Origin of the sequence: Sorangium sp. So ce375, assembly GCF_051473855.1 — a bacterium.
In the GTDB taxonomy this organism is placed as follows: Bacteria; Myxococcota_A; Polyangia; order Polyangiales; family Polyangiaceae; genus Sorangium.
Map to the genome: position 1 here is coordinate 6,306,645 of NZ_CP150335.1, position 16,759 is coordinate 6,323,403.

Below are 16,759 nucleotides of genomic sequence, written 5' to 3' on the forward strand. Positions count from 1 at the left end.
GATCCATGGCAGCATACCGCACCGCGAGATCGTTGATCACGCCCGGCAAGCCCGACGAGAGCCTTTACTACACCCTGCCGGAGCGCCATCCGCCCGCGTGGGGAGACGCTGCCGGGCTGGTGCGCGCGTGGATCGAGGCGGGCGCGCCGGAGTAGCCCCGGCCGTGGAAGCATGGGGGGCAGCGCGCACGCGCGCCGCTCGCCTGCTCTGGATCGCCGTCTACCTGGCGCTCGCCGCGAGCGTCCTCTTGCTGCTGCTCGTCGGCGCCGTCCCGAAAGGACGAGGTCTCGCGGTGGAGATCGCGGCAGGGCTCGGCTACGTCGCGCTGGCGCTCCTTTCGCTGCAGCTCGCGCTGGGGGCGCGGGCACGGCGCGTCGTCAACGCGCTCGGCCTGGACGCGGTGCTCCTCTTCCACCGGCAGGCCGGGCTGTGGACCGCGGGCTTCGTCGCTGCGCACGTCGTGCTCCTCGCCGTCGCCGAGCCCTGGTACGTCGCGCACCTCCTCGACCTCTCCGCGAGCGCGCCGCGCGCGCTGGCCCTGGCCTTCGCGCTGATGGGTCTCCTGCTGCTCGTGCTCGTCCCGCGCCAGCTGACCCGGCTACGCATCCCCTACGAAGCGTGGCGCGTCGGGCATGGGCTGCTGGCGGTGACCGTCGTGGGGATCGCGCTCTGGCACGTGCTCATGATCGGACGCTCGAGCGCGACGTCGGCGAAGCAGGCCGCCGTCACGGCGCTCGTCGCTGTCCCGGCGGCGATGCTGGTCGCGTCCCACCTGCTGCGTCCGCTGCTGGCGCTCCGGCGACCGTGGCATGTCGCCGAGGTGCGCCGCGAGCAGGATCGCGTCTGGACCTTGGTCCTCGAGGCGGCCGGACATGGCGGGCTCCGGTTCCAGCCCGGCCAATCGGTGTGGCTCACGCTGGGCCGGTCGCCGTTCTCGGCCCGGCAGCACCCCTTCACCGTCGCGTCGAGCGCGGCCTCGCCGCGGCGCGTGGAGCTCACGATCAAGGAGCTCGGCGACTTCACGCGCACGATCGGGCGGACCCCCCTGGGGACGCGGGCGTACCTCGCCGGGCCATACGGCGCGTTCGCGCTCGATCCCCGGGCTCCGCGCCCGCTCGTCTGCATCGCCGGCGGGATCGGCATCACACCGATGATGAGCATGATCCGCACGCTGCACGACCGGGGCGATCGTCGCCCGGTCCTCCTCGTGTACGCGAGCGGCGCCGTCGACAAGATCGTGTTCGCGCAGGAGCTCGAAGAGCTCGCCCGCGCCATGGACCTCTGCGTGGTGCACGTGCTCGAGAGCCCGCCCCCCGGCTGGACGGGAGAGGGCGGGCTCATCGGACGCGAGCTCCTCGACCGCCACCTGACCGACCGCTACGAGGGCGCGGAGGTCTTCGTGTGCGGCCCCGAGCCGATGATGAATGTCGTGGAGCGGGCGCTCCGCGACCGCGGCGTGCCCGGCGGGCGCGTGCACGCAGAGCACTTCGTGCTCGTCGGATCGAGGCCGCCCGGGCGGCGATCGATGCGGGAGCAGCACATCCGCGCCCTCTCGGCGGGCATCGCGCTGCTCCTCCTCGTGGCCGTGCTCCTCGTCGCCGCTGTCCGCGCCGCGCCTGCGGGCTCCGCCGGTCGGGGGCGAGGCCCGCCAGGCAGGCTCACCTGCGCCGAGCGCGCGTTCAGCGCGAGAACCATCGCTCACTCAGGTATTTCTCCCCTTCGTCCGGGAACAAGGTGACCACGTTCCTCAGCGCTGGGCTCTTCTCCTTGACCCGCCTGGCGACCAGGAGGTTCGCACCGGAGGAGACCCCGACGAAGCAGCCGTGCACGCGCGCGATCCGCTTCGCTTCCTCTATCGCCTCTCCATCCTCGACCCGGATGACATCGTCGATGAGCTCGATATTGTGCTCGACGAGCGGAGGCACGAACCCGTCGGCGATGCCCTCGATCCGGTGGGGCCGGCACACCTCGGGCCGGCCGTGCAGACGCCCGTAGACGAGGGCGCACCGGGCGGGCTCGACGCCGAAGACCTTGACCTCGGGGTTGACCCGCCTGAAGGCCCTCGCGAGGCCGATCAGGGTCCCGCCGGAGCCGATCGCCGCGACGACCGCGTCGATCCGCCGGCGCCCGAAGGCGCGAAGGATCTCCCCGCCGAGGTGCTTGTCGTGGTCTTCGGCGTTCCAGGGGCTGGCGAACTGGTTCACATGGAAATGGCCCTTTTCCTTCCCCAGGGCGCTCGCCCTTTGCACGGCGATATCCATCCGATCCCGCGGGACGGTCCGCACGTCGGCGCCGAACGCCTTCATCATCTTGTAGCGCTCCTCGGAGAGGCCCTCGGCGATGAAGATCGTCACCTTGTACCCTTTCACGGCGCCGACCATGGAGACGGCGGTTCCCGTGTTTCCGGACGAGGCCTCGACGATCGTGCCGCCCTTCTTCAGGAGCCTTTCCTTCTCCGCCTTCTCGATGATGTACCTTGCGATCCTGTCTTTGATGGATCCAGAGGGGTTGAGGTACTCGCACTTTACGTGAATGCCGTCGAGCTTCAGCAGGGGCGTTTTGCCTATCGCGTCGAGTATCGTCTTCATGTCCATGGCCCCGCGTTGTCCAGCGCGTGTACCGGTGCGACTGCCTCGCGCCGCGCTCCCCTTGCACCGCCCTGCTGGCTCGCAGTGCACGAGCTGGACCGCTCGGCTGCGTCACCGCCGTAATCGCTCGCGAGGCGTGAGATCTCCAGCCACGGCGCATCGCGCCGCGTCATGCCTTCTCCTCGGCCCGCGCGGCGAGGCCCTCAGCCGCTTGGGCGGCTTGGTGCCCGCAGAGCGCTCACGGCGCCTCCTCCCCGGCCGTGCCGGTTGCCCCCGTCGCCGCCTCGAGCGTGGACAGGTCGCCCTCGGGCAGACCGAGCTCGCGCGCCCGGAGCAGCCGCCGCATGATCTTGCCGCTGCGCGTCCGCGGCACCGAGCCGGCGAAGGCGATCTCGCGCGGCGCGACCGCCGGCCCGAGGTGCTTGCGCGCGAAGCCGATGAGCTCCCGCTCGATGTCCGGCGACGGCGCGAGCCCGGGCTTCAGCGCGACGAACGCCTTGACGATCTCGCCGGCGATCGGATCCGGCCGCCCGATCACGGCGGCCTCGGCCACGGCCGGGTGCATGAGCAGCGCGCTCTCCACCTCGAAGGGACCGATGAGGTGCCCGGCGCTCTTGATGACGTCGTCGTCGCGCCCGACGAACCAATAGTATCCATCCTCGTCTCGCCGGGCGAGATCCCCGCTCAGGTACCAGCCGCCCGCGAAGCACTTCGCATAACGCTCGGGGTTGTTCCAGTAGGCGCGAAACATCGATGGCCAGCCGGGCCGCAGCGCGATCTCCCCCTCCACGTCAGGCTGCTCGATCACCTCGACACCCCCCTCGCGTGTGCGGCGGACGATCGCCGCCTCCACACCAGGCAGCGGGCGCCCCATGGATCCCGGGCGGACATCCACGGAGGCGAGGTTGGCGATCATGATCCCCCCCGTCTCGGTCTGCCACCAGCCGTCATGGAAGGGGCGCCCAAGCACATCGTTGCTCCATGACACCGCGTCCGGATTCAGGGGCTCGCCCACACTGGCCATGAAGCGGAGCGCGCGGAGGTCGCGGGCGCGGAGGGGCTCCACGCCGGCTTTCATGAGCATCCTGATCGCTGTCGGCGCGGTGTACCAGACCGTGATGCGCTCTCGCTCGAGGATCTCGTACCAGCGCTCGGCGTCGAAATCGGCCTCGTCGACGACCATGGTCACGCCGTTCGTCAGCGGCGCGAGGATGCCGTACGAGGTGCCTGTCACCCATCCCGGGTCCGCCGTACACCAGAAGATGTCGTCCGGATGGAGGTCGAGTGCGAGCCTCCCGGTCACATGGTGCATCAGCACGGCTGCGTGGACGTGGAGAGCGCCCTTCGGCGTGCCCGTCGTCCCGCTCGTGAAGTGCAGCAAGGCCGGCGTTTCCGGGTCGGTCGGCGGAACCAGCGCCGCGGCGGGCGCCCCGTCGAGCAACCTCCGGTAGGAGAGCGTCCCCGGCACCTCGCCGTCCACGAGGATCACGTGCTCGAGCCACGGCAGCTCGCCGCGGATCGGCGCGACCCTGCGCGCGAAGAGCCGCGATGTGGTCACCAGCACGCGCGCCTCGCCGATGCTCATTCGCGCTCGCAGCGGCTCTGGACCGAACGCCGAGAACAGGGGACAGAAGATCGCCTGGTGCCTGAGCGCGCCGAGCGCGGCGACGTAGAGCTCCGGCGTCCTGCCGAGCAGCGTATAGACGCGATCTCCCGGCCGGACCCCCAGACCGGCGAGCGCGCCGGCGAAGCGGGCCGTGAGCTCGGCGAGCTCTCCGTAGCGGATGTCCACCCGCTCTCCGTCCTTGCCGAGCCAGCGGATCGCGACGCGCTCCCTGCCAGCGCCCTCAGCATGGCGGTCCACGGCTTCGTAAGCCATGTTGAGCCCCTGTCCGCCGGGCAACCCGGTCAGCTCGGCCCGCGCCTCCGCCCACGAGAAGCGGCGGCACGCCTCCGTGTAGTCGGCGAGGTTCGGCGGCGGCTCTCCCGCGCTGCGAAGCTTCTTGATCTGCCTCGGCGCCTCCATCATCGCCTCCCCTGACCGGCACGCAACCACCGTACCCGGCGCGGGCTCTTGCCCTCGGCGCTGAAGTGGCGACAAAGAGCCCACGCCGCCCGGGCGGCCACGGCCGCTCCACACGCTGCTCGCGCAGCGCACGCACACGCGCGCTGCGGCTCTTCCGCGGCGCCGGGCTGGCCTTCGCCGCGAGCGCCCCGGAGCTCGGGGTCGCCGTCACGTCGTCACGTCCGTTCCGGGGCCGCGGGATCACGCCTTTCGATCGGGCGCCGCTCTCTTATTGATCCGACTTGGTCCGGCGCGCCGCCGGCGCGCGGAGCGGGCGGCCCGGAGCGCAAGGAGAACGGCATGTCGTCCCTCATCTGGTCCCTGGTCGGCGCGTCGCTCGCGGCGGCCTTCTTCGGTGCGCTCGCCCGCTCCGTCCGCCGGCTCCTCGCCGAAGGCGCCACCGCGCGGGCGCTGCTGCTGCACGCGGGGCGGTGGATCCTGCTGCTCTCGGCGCTCGCCGCGATCGCGCGGCTCGACGGCCGCGCGCTCCTGCCCGTCGTGGCAGGGTTCGCGCTCGTCCAGGCCGTGGCTTGCATGGTCGCGCGGGCGTGCCTGCGTCCGACGGAGGACAGGCGCGCATGAGCTCGCCGCTCGCCGAGCCCGTCCTCTTCCGCCTCGGTCCGGTGCCCGTCACAGAGACCATGCTCACGAGCGTCGCCATCACGGGGGCGCTCGGGGGCGCGAGCGCCCTGATCGGACGGCGGCTGTCCGTGAGGCCAGGCAGGCTCCAGGCCGCCACGGAGGTCGTCGTCGCCGCGATCGGCGATCAGATCCGCGCCGTCCTCCGGCGCGATCCTGCGCCCTACCTGCCGCTCCTCGGCACGCTCTTCCTCTTCCTCGTCACCGCCAACTGCGCCGGCGTGCTCCCCATGGTGCATGCGCCGACCGAGCGCATCGAGACGCCGCTCGCGCTCGCGCTCATCGTCTTCTTCTCCGTCGCGGGCTACGGCGTCCGCGCGCACGGCCTGCTCGGCTATCTCAAGCATTTCCTCGAGCCGAGCCCGCTGCTCGCGCCGATCCACCTCCTCTCGCAGGCGACCCGGACCTTCTCCCTGATGATGCGCCTGCTCGGGAACATCATGAGCCACGGGCTCGTGCTCGCCGTGGTCGTCTCGGTGGCCGGCCTCCTCGTCCCCATCCCCGTCATGGCGTTCGCGCTGTTCGTGGGGATCGTGCAGTCGTACATCTTCACCGTGCTCGCGGCCGTCTACGTCGGCGCGGCGATCGAGGAGCAGGTCGACGGGAGGGCCGCGTGAGCGCGGAGAGCCTGAGCATCCTCGGCGCCGTGCTCGCGGTCGGCGCCGGGGCCGTCGGGCCGGCGTTCGCCGAGGGCCGCGCGATCGTCGCGGCCATGGAGGCGATCGCCCGCCAGCCGGAGGCCAGCGCGACGATCGCGCGGACCCTGTTCGTCGGCCTCGCGATGATCGAGGCCACGGCGATCTACTGCCTCGTGGTCGCGCTCGTCCTGCTCTTCGCCAACCCGTTCGTGCGCTGAGCCATGCACGTCTCCGGCTGGAACATCGCGCTGCAGACGCTCAACTTCCTCGTGCTCGCCTGGCTCCTCCAGCGCTTCCTGTGGAAGCCGGTGGCCAGGATCGTCGAGGCGCGGCAGCGGGACGCCGCGGCCCTGCTCGGCGATGCGCGCGAGGAGCGCGCGCGGGCGCAGCGGGCCGAGCAGGAGGCGCAGGTCAGCCGCGCGGCGCTCGCCGAGGAGGGGCGCCGCGAGCTCGAGGCGTCGCTGCGCCGCGCCGAAGGGGAGGCGCAGCGGGTCCGCGAGGAGGCGGAGCAGAAGGCGCGCTGCCTGATCGAGCAGGCACGGGCCGAGATCGCGGAGGAGCGGGCACGCGCGCTCCGCGAGCTCGAGGCGCAGGCGACCGATCTCGCGATCACGATCGCGGAGAGGCTGCTCCGCGAGGCGTCGCCGGGGCAGGACGCCCTCCTGGTCGCCCGGGCCATGCAGACCCTGGACGAGCCGGAGCAGCGGCGGCTCGTCGCCCGGCAGCTCGACGATGGGCGCGTGGAGGTGGTCTCGGCGAGCCCGCTCGGGAAGGACGCGGAGCAGCGGCTCCGCGCGTGGCTCTCGGGGGTCGCCGCGCGCCCTGTGGCCCTGGCGTTCCAGGTCGATCCATCGATGGTCGCCGGCCTGGAGCTGCGCTTCCCCCACGGGGTGTGGCAGCTCAGCTACCGGGCGTGGCTCCAGCGGATCGCGGCCGCCCTCGAGGTGCGGGATGGGGCTTGCTGAGGACCTCGGCGGCTGGGTGGGACGGGCGAGAGACCGCGCGCGCGGCCTTCCTCTCGGACCGGAGGCGCGGGAGGTCGGGCGCGTGCTCCGCGTGGCCGACGGCATCGCGACCGTCAGCGGCCTGCCGAGCGCGAAGCTCGACGAGGTCCTCGTCTTCGAGGACGGCACGCGCGGCCTCGCGGTGGCGCTCGATCCCGGCGCGATCGGCTGCGTGCTGCTCGGTCCGGACAGGGGCATCGCCGCGGGCTCCGCCGTCCAGGGGACGGGCACGGTGATCGACGTGCCCGTTGGAGAGGCGCTGCTCGGGCGCGTCGTGGACCCGCTCGGGGTGCCGATCGACGGGGGCGGCCCGCTCGGCGGGGCGGCGGTCTCCCGGGCGCGCGCGCCGATCGAGCGCCGGGCGCCGTCCATCGTCGATCGCGACCCCGTGGCCGAGCCGCTCTTCACGGGGATCCTCCTCATCGACGCGATGCTCCCGCTCGGGCGCGGCCAGCGCGAGCTCATCATCGGCGACCGCGGCACCGGAAAGACCGCGATCGCGGTCGACGCGATCCTGAGCCAGCGGGAGACCGATGTCGTCTGCATCTATGCGGCGATCGGCCAGACCTCGTCCTCGGTCGGCGCGGTGATCGACGCCGTTCGCCGCTACGGCCCGAAGGACCGGACAACGTGCGTCGTCGCCGCGCCGGACGCCACGGCCGGGCTCCAGTGGCTCACCCCCTACGCGGCCTGCTCGATGGCGGAGCACTTCGTCGAGCGCGGTGGGCACGCGCTGCTCGTCCTCGACGACCTCACGAGCCACGCCCTCGTGCACCGGCAGATCTCGCTCTTGCTGCGCCAGCCCCCGGGGCGCGAGGCGTTCCCGGGCGACGTGTTCTACCTGCACTCGCGGCTTCTGGAGCGGGCCGCGAAGCTGACCGGGGCGCTCGGCGGCGGCTCCCTGACCATGCTGCCCATCGCCGAGACGCAGGCCAGCAACCTGAGCGCCTACATCCCGACCAACCTCATCTCGATCACTGACGGACAGATCTTCCTCGACCCGCGCCTCTACAACGAGGGATGGAAGCCCGCGATCGACGTCGGCAAGAGCGTGTCCCGCGTCGGCGGCAAGACGCAGACGCCCGCGATGCGCGCCGTCGCGGAGAGCCTCCGGCTCGAGTACGCGCAGTTCCTGGAGCTCGAGCTGTTCGCGCGCGTCGGCGGGGGCGCGGAAGAGGCCACGAAGCGAGCGCTCGAGCGCGGTCGTCGAGCGCGCGCGGCGATGGCGCAGCCGCTCCACCGGCCGCTGTCGGTGGGGCGGCAGATCGCCTTGCTGATGGCGCTCCAGGAGGGCTTGCTCGACCCGCTCCCGGTGGCGGCGATCGACGCGTTCCGCGAGGCGCTCGACCGCGGGCTCCCGGCGCGGTGTCCCGCGACGCTCGCGCGGCTCGAGGCGGGCCTCGAGCCCACGCCGGAGGAGCGCCGCGCGCTCCTCGCCGAGCTGGCCGCGATGGCGGCCGAGGTCGGCGCTCGCGGCGACGAGGGGCGAGGCGATGGACGCGGCTGAGCTCTCCGCGCGGATCCGCACGCTCTCGCAGGCGGCGAAGGTGGTCGACGCGATGCGCTCGGTCGCGGCGTCGCACCGGCGGCAGGCCAACGACGCTTTCATGGGGTTCGAGCGTTACGCCGCGGCGACGCGGGAGGCGCTCGGCCAGGCGCTCGAGCTGCTCGACGCGGAGGAGGGGCGCGCGCCCTTCGAGAAGCCCGCCGGCGCCGCCAGCGCCCGACGCGTCGTGGTCCTCTTTTCGGAGCACGGGTTCGTCGGCGCGCTCAACGAGCGGCTGCTCGACGCGGCGCTCCGCGTCGCCCGCGACGATCCGGGGCCGGCGGAGCTCGCTGCGCTGGGCACGCGGGGGCTCCGGCTCTGCCGCGACCGCGGCGTCGCCGCGCTGGCCTTGGGCCCGCTGCCGTCGACGATCTCGGGCGTCGGACCGGCCGCGGATCGGCTCACGCGGGACCTGTTCGGCGCGATCGCCGGCGGCGCGATCGCCTGCGTCGATCTGGTGTTCGCGCGGCGCGCCGGCGCGCTCGGGTGGCGGCCCGAGGCGCTCCGGCTGTTCCCGCCGGAGCGCGGGTCCGGAGCGGGGGCGGCGCGGGGCGAGCCCCCGCTGCGCACATTGCCGGCGGCCGCGCTCGTCGCGCGGATCATCGAGGAGCACTGCCTGGCCCAGGTGGTCTGGGCGCTCGGCGAGGCGTTCGCGTGTGAGCGCGCGGCGCGCCTCGCGGCCATGGAGGCGTCGCAGCGCAGCCTGCGGGATGAGCTCGACGAGCTCTCGCGCGCGGAGCGCACCGCGCGGCAGGAGGCGATCACGAGCGAGCTCCTCGAGATCGCCGCCGGCGCGGAGCCGCTGCGCGAGGCGGAGGGGTGACGATGGCGGGCAGCGGTGAAGCCAGCGCGGGGCGGGCCGAGGGCGCCGTGCGCAGGGTGCGGGGATCGGTGGTCGACGTCGCGTTCCCCGCCGGGGCGCTCCCGCGCACGGGCGAGGCGCTGACGCTCGAGGTCGGCGGCCGCCGCCTCGTGCTCGAGGTGCAGCAGCAGCTCGATCCCGAGCACGTGCGGACGGTGGCCCTCGGGTTCACCGGGGGCCTGCAGCGCGGGGCGCGCGTCGCGGCCGCCGGGGCGCCGACCTCTGTGCCCGTGGGAGAGGCCGCGCTGGGCCGGCTGGTCGACGTCCTCGGTGACCCGCTCGATCGGCGCGGCGCCTTCCCGCCGGACACCCCGCGCCGCCCGATCTCCCGCCCGGCGCCGCCGCTCGAAGCCGAGGTGCGTGCGCGTGAGGTCTATCCCACGGGCATCAAGGTGATCGACCTGCTCGCGCCGCTCGCGCGCGGGGGCAAGGCAGGGCTCTTCGGCGGGGCCGGGGTCGGCAAGACGGTGCTCTTGATGGAGCTCATCCGGAGCACGATCTCGAAGCAGCGTGGCATCGCTGTGTTCGCGGGGATCGGCGAGCGATCGCGCGAGGGGAACGAGCTCTGGATCGAGATGCGCTCCTCGGGGGTGCTCGACCGGACGGTGCTCGTCTTCGGCCAGATGAACGAGCCGCCGGGCGCGCGCTTCCGCGTCGGGATGACGGCGCTCGCGCATGCCGAGTTCTTCCGCGACGAGCGCGGGCAGGACGTGCTGCTGCTCATCGACAACATCTTCCGCTTCGTCCAGGCCGGCAGCGAGGTCTCCGGCCTCCTCGGGCGCCTGCCCTCCCGGGTGGGCTACCAGCCCACGCTCGCCACGGAGATCGCCGAGATCGAGGAGCGGATCGCCTCGACCGCGCGCGCATCCATGACGTCGATCCAGGCCGTGTACGTCCCCGCCGACGACATGACCGATCCGGCGGTCGCGCAGATCCTCACGCACCTCGACGCGGCGATCGTGCTCTCGCGAAAGCTGTCGAGCGAGGGGATCTATCCGGCGATCGACCCCCTGACCTCGAGCTCGATCTTGATGGATCCGCTCGTCGTCGGCGCGGGCCATTACCGGACCAGCGCGCAGGTCCGCCGCGCGCTGGCGGAGTACCGGGAGCTCGCCGACATCATCGCGATGCTCGGGATCGAGGAGCTCTCGGCGGAGGACCGGCGCACGGTCGCGCGGGCGCGGCGGCTCCAGCGGTTCCTCACGCAGCCGTTCGTCGTGACCCAGCCGTTCACGGGGCGCGCGGGCGCGATGGTCGAGGTCGCCGAGTGCATCCGGGGGTGCGACGCGATCCTCGCCGGAGAGTGCGACGACTGGCCGGAGGCCGCGCTGTACATGGTGGGCACGCTCGACGAGGCGCGCGCGCGGGTGAAGGGATCGTGAGGCTCACGATCGTGACGCCGGCGGCGCTGATCGCGGAGGTGGATCCGGTCCGCCATGTCCGCGCCGAGGACCCGACGGGCTCCTTCGGGATCCTCCCGGGGCACGCGGACCTGCTCACGGTGCTCGTCGTCTCGGTGCTCGTGTACCGGGACGAGGCCGGGCGCGAGCGCTTCGTGGCGGTCCGCGGCGGTGTGCTGACCGTCCGCGAGCGGCGGGCGGTCGAGGTCCTCACCCGCGAGGCCGTCGCGAGCGACGACCTGGACCAGCTCGAGCGCGACGTGCTCGTCCGCTATCGCCGCACGGCCGCCGCCGAGGAGGAGGCCGCCCGCGGCCTGCGCCGCCTGGAGGGAGCGCTGCTGTGCAGGGTGGCCGACCACCTGCGGATCACAGGGCCGCGCCATGGGGTCCCTCGGCTGGAGCCGCGGTGACTTCCCCGGGAAACGACGGACCGGGGCGCGCGCCGAGGGAGCGCGACCCCTTGCACGAGGGCGTCGTCCGGTTCGGCGAGCGGCGCAGGCGCTGGGCGTGGGAGCGGGGGCGACCGCTGGGCCTCGCGCTGTCTCTGGTCGGCCTCGGGTGGCTCGTCGTGCTGCCGGCCCTGCTCGGGCTCTTCGTGGGGAGCTGGCTCGACGCGCGCTTGCGGACAGGCGTCATGCTCCGGGCCGGCCTCGGTCTGCTCGGGCTCGCGCTCGGCTGCACGAGCGCGTGGCGGTACGTCGCGCGCCAGCTCCGGCGCGGTGACCGCGGGCACGGCTGACGCTATGCCGCTCGCTGCGCGAGCGTCTTCGCCAGGTAGTCGGTGCACCCGCGGACGGTCGCGATCCGCCGGTAATCCGACTCGGGCACGCTCACGCCGAGCTCCGCGTCGAGGGCCGTCACGAAGCGGAGGAAATCCATCGAATCGATGTCGAGCTCCTCGCGGACCTCACGGTCCGGGCCGAGCGCCCCGATGTCCGCCTCCGGCGCGATGCGCTGGAGCTCCCGGCGCACGACGGCCTCGATCTCGTCCTTGTTCATCGATCAAAGTCCTCCGGCCGTTGCAGGAGCACGTCGAGCGAGGCGAGGTAGGCGGCCGCTCGGTGCCCGTCGGTCACCCGGTGGTCCGCGGCGAGCGTCGCGTTCACGAGCGGCCGCGGCACCACGCGGCCCTCGACGACCCACGGCCGCTCGGCGATCTTGCCGAACCCGACGATGGCCACCTGCGGCGGGAAGATGACGGGAAACACCGTCTCCACGCCGCGCTCCCCGAGGCTCGTGACGGTGATCGTGGGGTCGCTCATCTCGGAGCTCCGGAGCGTCCCGGCCCGGGCGCGCTGGACCAGGTCCTTCAAGGCGGCCATCAGCTCGGAGAGCGGCAGCCGGTCCGCGTCGTGCAACGCTGGCGCCACGAGCCCGCCGCCCCGGAGCGACACCGCCACGCCGAGGTGGATCCTCGGGGCGGGCGGCGCCTCATCCCCCTCCCAGCGGGCGTTCAGCTCGGGGACGTCGCGCAGGGCGAGCGCCGCCGCCTTGAGGAGGAGCGCGCCCGGCAGGAGCCGCCCGGCCACGCTGCGCTCCGCGTTCTCCCGCTCGATCCAGGACATCGCCGTGCGGAGGTCGATGGTCGTGCCGAGGTAGAAGTGCGGCGCCTCGCGCTTCGATCGGGCCATCGTCGCCGCGATCGCCCGGCGCATGCGGGCCGACGCCTCCTTCGTCATGGCATCGGCCGCCGCCCCCTTCGTGCCGGCCGCCGCCCGCTCGACATCCACGGCCTCGACGGCGCCGTCCGGTCCCGTCCCCTGGACCCGCGCAAGGTCGACCCCGAGCTCCTGCGCCCGCCGCCTCGCGCGGGGAGACACGCGCGGCCCCTGCGCGACGGCCGCGGGCGGCGGCGCGGCCTCGCGCGGCGCCGCGGCGGCCGTTGAGGGAGGGAACGCGGGCGCGCGCGCGGCAGGCGTGGCGGGCGCGACGTGCGGGGGCGCGCCGGCCGCGGCCTCACGCCCCTCGACGATCACGGCCATCGGCGTGCCGACGGGCACCCTCTGCCCGGGCTCCACGAGCAGCCGGTCGATGACGCCGCTCGTGAACACCTCGACCTCCACGAGCCCTTTCTCCGTCTCGACCTCGGCGATCACGTCGTCGCGCGCGACGCGGTCCCCCACCGCGCGGCGCCACTTCACGAGCGTCCCGGCCTCCATGTCCGCGCCGAGCGAGGGCATCAGGAACTCAGACATCGCGCCGCACCGTCCTCTCCACGGCGGAGACGATGCGCGCGACCTGCGGCAGCGCCGCCTCCTCGAGGTGGCGCGCGTAGGGGATCGGCACCTCGGCGCTGCACACCCGCGCGACGGGCGCGTCGAGCTCGTAGAACGCGCCCTCCATGATCCGCGCGCTCACCTCGGCGGCGAGGCACCCGCTCCGCCACCCCTCGTCGATGAGCACGGCGCGGTGTGTCCGCCGCACGGTCGCGAGGATCGCCTCCTCGTCGAGCGGCCGCAGGCACCGGAGGTCCAGCACCTCGGCCTCGACGCCGCGGCCCGCGAGCTGCTCGGCCGCGGCGAGCGCCTTCGGGACCGAGCCGCCGTGCGCGATCAGGCTCACGTCGCGGCCCGCGCGCCGCACCTCCGCGCGGAAGGGAGCCGCCGGGGGCGCCTCGTCGTCGAGCTCGCCCTCCATGGGGTAGAGGTACTGGTGCTCGAAGACGACCACCGGGTCTGGATCATCGAGCCCGGCGAGCAGCATGTCGCGCGCGTCCTGCACCGTCGCGGGCGCGAGGGCCTTGAGCCCGGGCACGTGCGCGTACCAGTTCTCGAGGCTGTGCGAGTGCTGCGCGGCGAGCTGGCGGCCGCCCCCCGTGGCCATGCGCACGACGAGCGGGATCGAAAACTGGCCGCCGGACATGTGCCGGAGCGTCGCCGCGTTGTTCACGATCTGGTCGAGCGCGAGCAGGCTGAAGTTGACCGTCATCACCTCGACGATCGGCCGCGCTCCGCCGAGGGCCGCGCCGATGCCGGCGCCGACGAACGTCGACTCGGCGAGCGGCGTGTCGCGGACCCGCTCCGGCCCGAACTCCTCGAGCAGGCCGGCGCTGCACGCGTAGGCGCCGCCGTAGCGGCCCACGTCCTCGCCCATGAGGAAGGCCCGCGGCTCGCGCCGGAGCGCCTCGCGCAGCCCGGAGCGGACCGCCTCGCGGTAGGTCGCCGCCCGCTTCACGTCACGGGTCCTCCGGCGCGTGGACGTACATCGAGCGCGTCGTCGGGACCGGCCGCGCGGTGCTGTGCGATCTGCTGCTCTGATCGGACGCCGCCATTCATCACATCCAGGCTCCGTGGATCCAGATCGAGCAACGAGCGTACCGGCGCCGGAGCGCGCGGGCCGGCCTGCCTGGCGCTGCGAGCTCGGCCGCGAGGCGCGCCGAGCTCCTGGTGTGATGGGCAGCGGTTGTCTGCCGATGCGGGGCAGCCGCGCACGGGCTCGCCCCGCCGCATGCGTGCCCCGACCGCCGCCGGTGGAGCGTCGTGGCAGGAGCGTGCACTCATGAAGCGGTTGACACGCGTGAGAGCACTGTTCGGCGAAGCGTTGACTATGTTTGCCGTTCCAGGCGACTTTCAATAGGATTACCGCTCTAGCGATCACAGCACAAGACGTGTGTGATCCCCCGCTCCAGGGAGCCGCTCACGATCTCGGATTCGGTCGACGGGGCGCACGTGCCAGGCTCGTTCACCGTGAACCGCGATCGCATCGACGCAAGCGGCGCGTTCGTCGTCCTGGTGCAAATAGGGTCATCTTGATTGGCGAGGACCTCGGCTGCGACATCGCTGACGCAGTATGGATCCTGGTACAGCGTGGTCTTCACCGTGCAGCTACCGCCGCTCGGTGCGCCGCAAGAGCACGGAGAGCATTGGCGGGTGTCGTTGAGCATGGGAATTTCAAACTTGCGGTCGTACCCCTTCCAGCACTCGCCGTTTTCCTGAGGAGGATAGCACGTTACACTGAGCGACGGCGCATACCCGGGAGGATCGGACTTGCAGACCCTGATGAACCGTAGGCTGCCCATCGACGGTTTCGGTACCGGAGACACCGGAGCGCACGGGGCGAGGGTCGGCGGCTCGAAGGTCACTGTAGCGAAGGCGTCGCCCGGGATCGGCTCTTCGGCCGCGGTGCAGGAACCATCCCACGACGCGTCGGCTTCAAGCGTGCCGACGGCGTCCTCGCCAGGACAAACTGATGCGTTGGCGGTCACCTTCGACGGCAGTGCGCACTCGGCCGGAGCACACTCGCAGGGCTCACACTTGTCCTCCGCGCTGAACCCCTCTGCTTCGAAGAATCCTTCCCACGCAAGCTCATCGTTGAACGCCTCGCATTGCTTGAATGATCCTGCGCCCTCCTGGAGAACGTAGACTTCCTTGGTCGGATCGGGCTTCGGTAGCTCTGGTGGAAGGTCTATCGAGTAGCACCCGAGCAGTGCGAACACTGCAAGGAGGGATGATGCATTCGGTCGCATCGTGGGTACCGCCCTTCAGTTGAAGTTCTTGGAGCAGCAGAAAACGCGCGGTTCTCCGCTGACGAGATCGCCGATTACCTGGGAGACGTGCGACGTCGGCGCGCACGTGCCCGGATCTTCATGGGTAAGCACCGCACGCATCGCTGCGATCGGAAGGGGATCGATGTCGGTGCATCGGATGTCGTTCTGGTCGACGCCGAACCCACCCCCGATGATCTTGGTGATGCAACTGGTTTCGGCGTACACGAGCAGTTCAGCCTCGCAGCTCCCTCCCACTGGAGCCTCGCAGGAACATGGAGTGCATGTCCGCGCGTCTGCGATTCGTTCCTTGAACTCCAGTCGGATATCGAACCCTGGCGGACACAGTCCGTCATCTTCGGGGGAGATGCACGCTTGCCATTCACTCTGTGTCGGTGGATGAATACGTGATTCCATCGGACAGGCCTTTGCAAAGTTACCGAAGATCGGCGGGGGGTCGAACGACGGCGAGGCGGCGCACTCGGCAGCGAGGGTCGGCGGGTCGAAGGTAACCGAGGCGAATACCTCGCTCGGCACAGGAGGAGCAGCCTTGCGGCACACACCCGCGCGATCCTCGTCCGCGTCGTGATCATCGAAAACGATCTGCGTGCCATAGTCGCCGCAGCGCAGCGATCTGTGTGCTGTCACGCTCGACGGCAACGTGCAGAGGGCTGGTCCGCACGTGCACACGCCGCACTCCTCGACGGCACCCACGTCAGCCCAACCCTCCCAGAAGTCCAGCCGGTGACCCGGACATGCCGGCGCATTGGGCTTCTCGCCAGTCCAGAGCCATACAGCGTTGTCGTCCGTCGCCCGCCGCTACCTTCACGAGCTCACGGGCTACCTCCCCCTGCTTGCCCGTCGCCGTGACCTCGTGCTGTCCGGGCGCGAGGAAGACGCGGCCGCCCGCGCTCACCTCGCGACCGTCCACGAGGATCCGCGCGGTGCCCGGCGGGGCGCTCACGTGGAGCTCGGCCACGCGTTGCCGCACCGCCGCGAGGTCGGCGCGTCTCACCTCGTAGCGGCGGCGCTCGACGTCATTCGTCGGCTCGGGCATCCGCTCGACGCACGCGGTGAGCTCCTCCGCGGCCTTCTCGATGCGGTCGAGCCGCAAGTCGAACACGCCGAGCTGACATACCGCCATCGTCGAGGGCTCGAGGACGTTGACCCGCGCCCAGTACTCGCGGGCGCGGGCGAGATCGAGGCGCTTGGCGGCCTGCTCAGCCTCATCGATGAGCTCCTGCACCTCGCGGGACCGCGGAGGAGGATCCGCGGCCGCGGCCTGCAGGGGGAACGTGGAGGCAAGGACGGCTACCAGGGCGGCCGCTCGCCGTGGATGGCCTGCCAAACTACTAGAAGCACGCACGGTTCATCTCGGCGCACTCGAGGGGACCACAACGCCGCGCTGGCCCAATCCAGTGGGGCGTTGCTTTTGATACCACCGTGTCGGTGCAGCCGGCTGTGCAGAAGCGCCGCGCGTCCCGCGCGATGTTGACGCGAAGCATTGCGCGCGAGCGACGAAAATTCTCTCTGC

18 protein-coding genes and 1 pseudogene are annotated in these 16,759 nt (G+C 72.2%); 11 read left to right on the top strand and 8 right to left on the bottom strand.

What is annotated here, in order from left to right; all coding sequences use genetic code 11:
• Positions 1-5: 5 nt before the first annotated feature.
• Together WME90_RS23305 and WME90_RS23310 are read left to right on the top strand one after the other, a co-directional pair.
• Positions 6-155, top strand: a complete 150-nt coding sequence (locus tag WME90_RS23305) for a hypothetical protein (RefSeq protein WP_437283380.1) — start codon at positions 6-8, stop codon at positions 153-155.
• 8 nt (positions 156-163) lie between these two features.
• Positions 164-1,738, top strand: a complete 1,575-nt coding sequence (locus tag WME90_RS23310) for a ferredoxin reductase family protein (protein WP_437283381.1) — start codon at positions 164-166, stop codon at positions 1,736-1,738.
• On the opposite strand, the gene WME90_RS23315 is transcribed toward WME90_RS23310, so the two are convergent.
• Together WME90_RS23315 and acsA are read right to left on the bottom strand one after the other, a co-directional pair.
• Entirely contained in the window at positions 1,680-2,588 is a 909-nt protein-coding gene (locus tag WME90_RS23315) for a PLP-dependent cysteine synthase family protein (protein ID WP_437283382.1), read from the bottom strand. The genes WME90_RS23310 and WME90_RS23315 overlap by 59 nt on opposite strands.
• A 238-nt stretch (positions 2,589-2,826) precedes the next feature.
• Positions 2,827-4,614, bottom strand: coding sequence for an acetate--CoA ligase (acsA, locus tag WME90_RS23320; protein WP_437283647.1), 1,788 nt, complete (start codon positions 4,612-4,614; stop codon positions 2,827-2,829).
• A gap of 339 nt (positions 4,615-4,953) precedes the next feature.
• Between acsA and WME90_RS23325 the strand changes: the two genes are divergently transcribed.
• The 9 genes and pseudogenes from WME90_RS23325 (at position 4,954) to WME90_RS23365 (ending at position 11,481) form a co-directional block, all read left to right on the top strand.
• Positions 4,954-5,235 (top strand): N-ATPase subunit AtpR, encoded by a 282-nt coding sequence (locus WME90_RS23325; protein WP_437283383.1) that lies wholly within the window; start codon positions 4,954-4,956, stop codon positions 5,233-5,235.
• Positions 5,232-5,909, top strand: a complete 678-nt coding sequence (gene atpB / locus WME90_RS23330; protein ID WP_437283384.1) for a F0F1 ATP synthase subunit A — start codon at positions 5,232-5,234, stop codon at positions 5,907-5,909. Before WME90_RS23325 ends, atpB begins: the two co-directional genes overlap by 4 nt.
• On the top strand, positions 5,906-6,148 hold the full coding sequence (locus tag WME90_RS23335; RefSeq protein WP_437283385.1) for a F0F1 ATP synthase subunit C: 243 nt from the start codon (positions 5,906-5,908) through the stop codon (positions 6,146-6,148). The genes atpB and WME90_RS23335 overlap by 4 nt, the downstream gene beginning before the upstream one ends.
• 3 nt (positions 6,149-6,151) lie before the next feature.
• Positions 6,152-6,895 carry a F0F1 ATP synthase subunit B gene (gene atpF / locus WME90_RS23340; protein WP_437283386.1) on the top strand — a complete coding sequence of 248 codons (744 nt, stop codon included), beginning with the start codon at positions 6,152-6,154 and terminating at the stop codon, positions 6,893-6,895.
• Positions 6,882-8,441 carry a F0F1 ATP synthase subunit alpha gene (locus WME90_RS23345; RefSeq protein WP_437283387.1) on the top strand — a complete coding sequence of 520 codons (1,560 nt, stop codon included), beginning with the start codon at positions 6,882-6,884 and terminating at the stop codon, positions 8,439-8,441. Before atpF ends, WME90_RS23345 begins: the two co-directional genes overlap by 14 nt.
• Positions 8,428-9,303: a F0F1 ATP synthase subunit gamma gene (locus tag WME90_RS23350; RefSeq protein ID WP_437283388.1), complete on the top strand. Its 876-nt coding sequence runs from the start codon at positions 8,428-8,430 to the stop codon at positions 9,301-9,303. The genes WME90_RS23345 and WME90_RS23350 overlap by 14 nt, the downstream gene beginning before the upstream one ends.
• A 2-nt stretch (positions 9,304-9,305) precedes the next feature.
• Positions 9,306-10,830, top strand: a pseudogene (gene atpD, locus WME90_RS23355) (F0F1 ATP synthase subunit beta); the annotation flags it as partial.
• Positions 10,721-11,152 (top strand): F0F1 ATP synthase subunit epsilon, encoded by a 432-nt coding sequence (locus tag WME90_RS23360; protein WP_437283648.1) that lies wholly within the window; start codon positions 10,721-10,723, stop codon positions 11,150-11,152. The pseudogene atpD and the gene WME90_RS23360, both read left to right, overlap by 110 nt.
• Positions 11,149-11,481 (top strand): AtpZ/AtpI family protein, encoded by a 333-nt coding sequence (locus WME90_RS23365; RefSeq protein WP_437283649.1) that lies wholly within the window; start codon positions 11,149-11,151, stop codon positions 11,479-11,481. The genes WME90_RS23360 and WME90_RS23365 overlap by 4 nt, the downstream gene beginning before the upstream one ends.
• Before the next feature lie 2 nt (positions 11,482-11,483).
• Here WME90_RS23365 and WME90_RS23370 read toward each other — a convergent pair whose 3' ends face one another.
• The 6 genes from WME90_RS23370 to WME90_RS23395 all read right to left on the bottom strand — a co-directional run bounded on the left by WME90_RS23370 (position 11,484) and on the right by WME90_RS23395 (position 16,471).
• A complete protein-coding gene (locus WME90_RS23370) occupies positions 11,484-11,741 on the bottom strand; it encodes an acyl carrier protein (protein WP_437283389.1) in 258 nt (85 codons plus the stop codon).
• Positions 11,738-12,937 (bottom strand): dihydrolipoamide acetyltransferase family protein, encoded by a 1,200-nt coding sequence (locus WME90_RS23375; RefSeq protein WP_437283390.1) that lies wholly within the window; start codon positions 12,935-12,937, stop codon positions 11,738-11,740. Before WME90_RS23375 ends, WME90_RS23370 begins: the two co-directional genes overlap by 4 nt.
• Complete coding sequence (locus WME90_RS23380; protein ID WP_437283391.1) at positions 12,930-13,916, bottom strand: alpha-ketoacid dehydrogenase subunit beta; 987 nt, start codon at positions 13,914-13,916, stop codon at positions 12,930-12,932. Before WME90_RS23380 ends, WME90_RS23375 begins: the two co-directional genes overlap by 8 nt.
• A gap of 412 nt (positions 13,917-14,328) precedes the next feature.
• Complete coding sequence (locus tag WME90_RS23385) at positions 14,329-15,207, bottom strand: hypothetical protein (RefSeq protein WP_437283392.1); 879 nt, start codon at positions 15,205-15,207, stop codon at positions 14,329-14,331.
• A gap of 15 nt (positions 15,208-15,222) precedes the next feature.
• On the bottom strand, positions 15,223-15,873 hold the full coding sequence (locus WME90_RS23390; protein WP_437283393.1) for a hypothetical protein: 651 nt from the start codon (positions 15,871-15,873) through the stop codon (positions 15,223-15,225).
• Positions 15,874-15,940: 67 nt separating this feature from the next.
• Positions 15,941-16,471, bottom strand: coding sequence for a hypothetical protein (locus WME90_RS23395; RefSeq protein WP_437283394.1), 531 nt, complete (start codon positions 16,469-16,471; stop codon positions 15,941-15,943).
• Between the last annotated feature and the right edge of the window lie 288 nt (positions 16,472-16,759).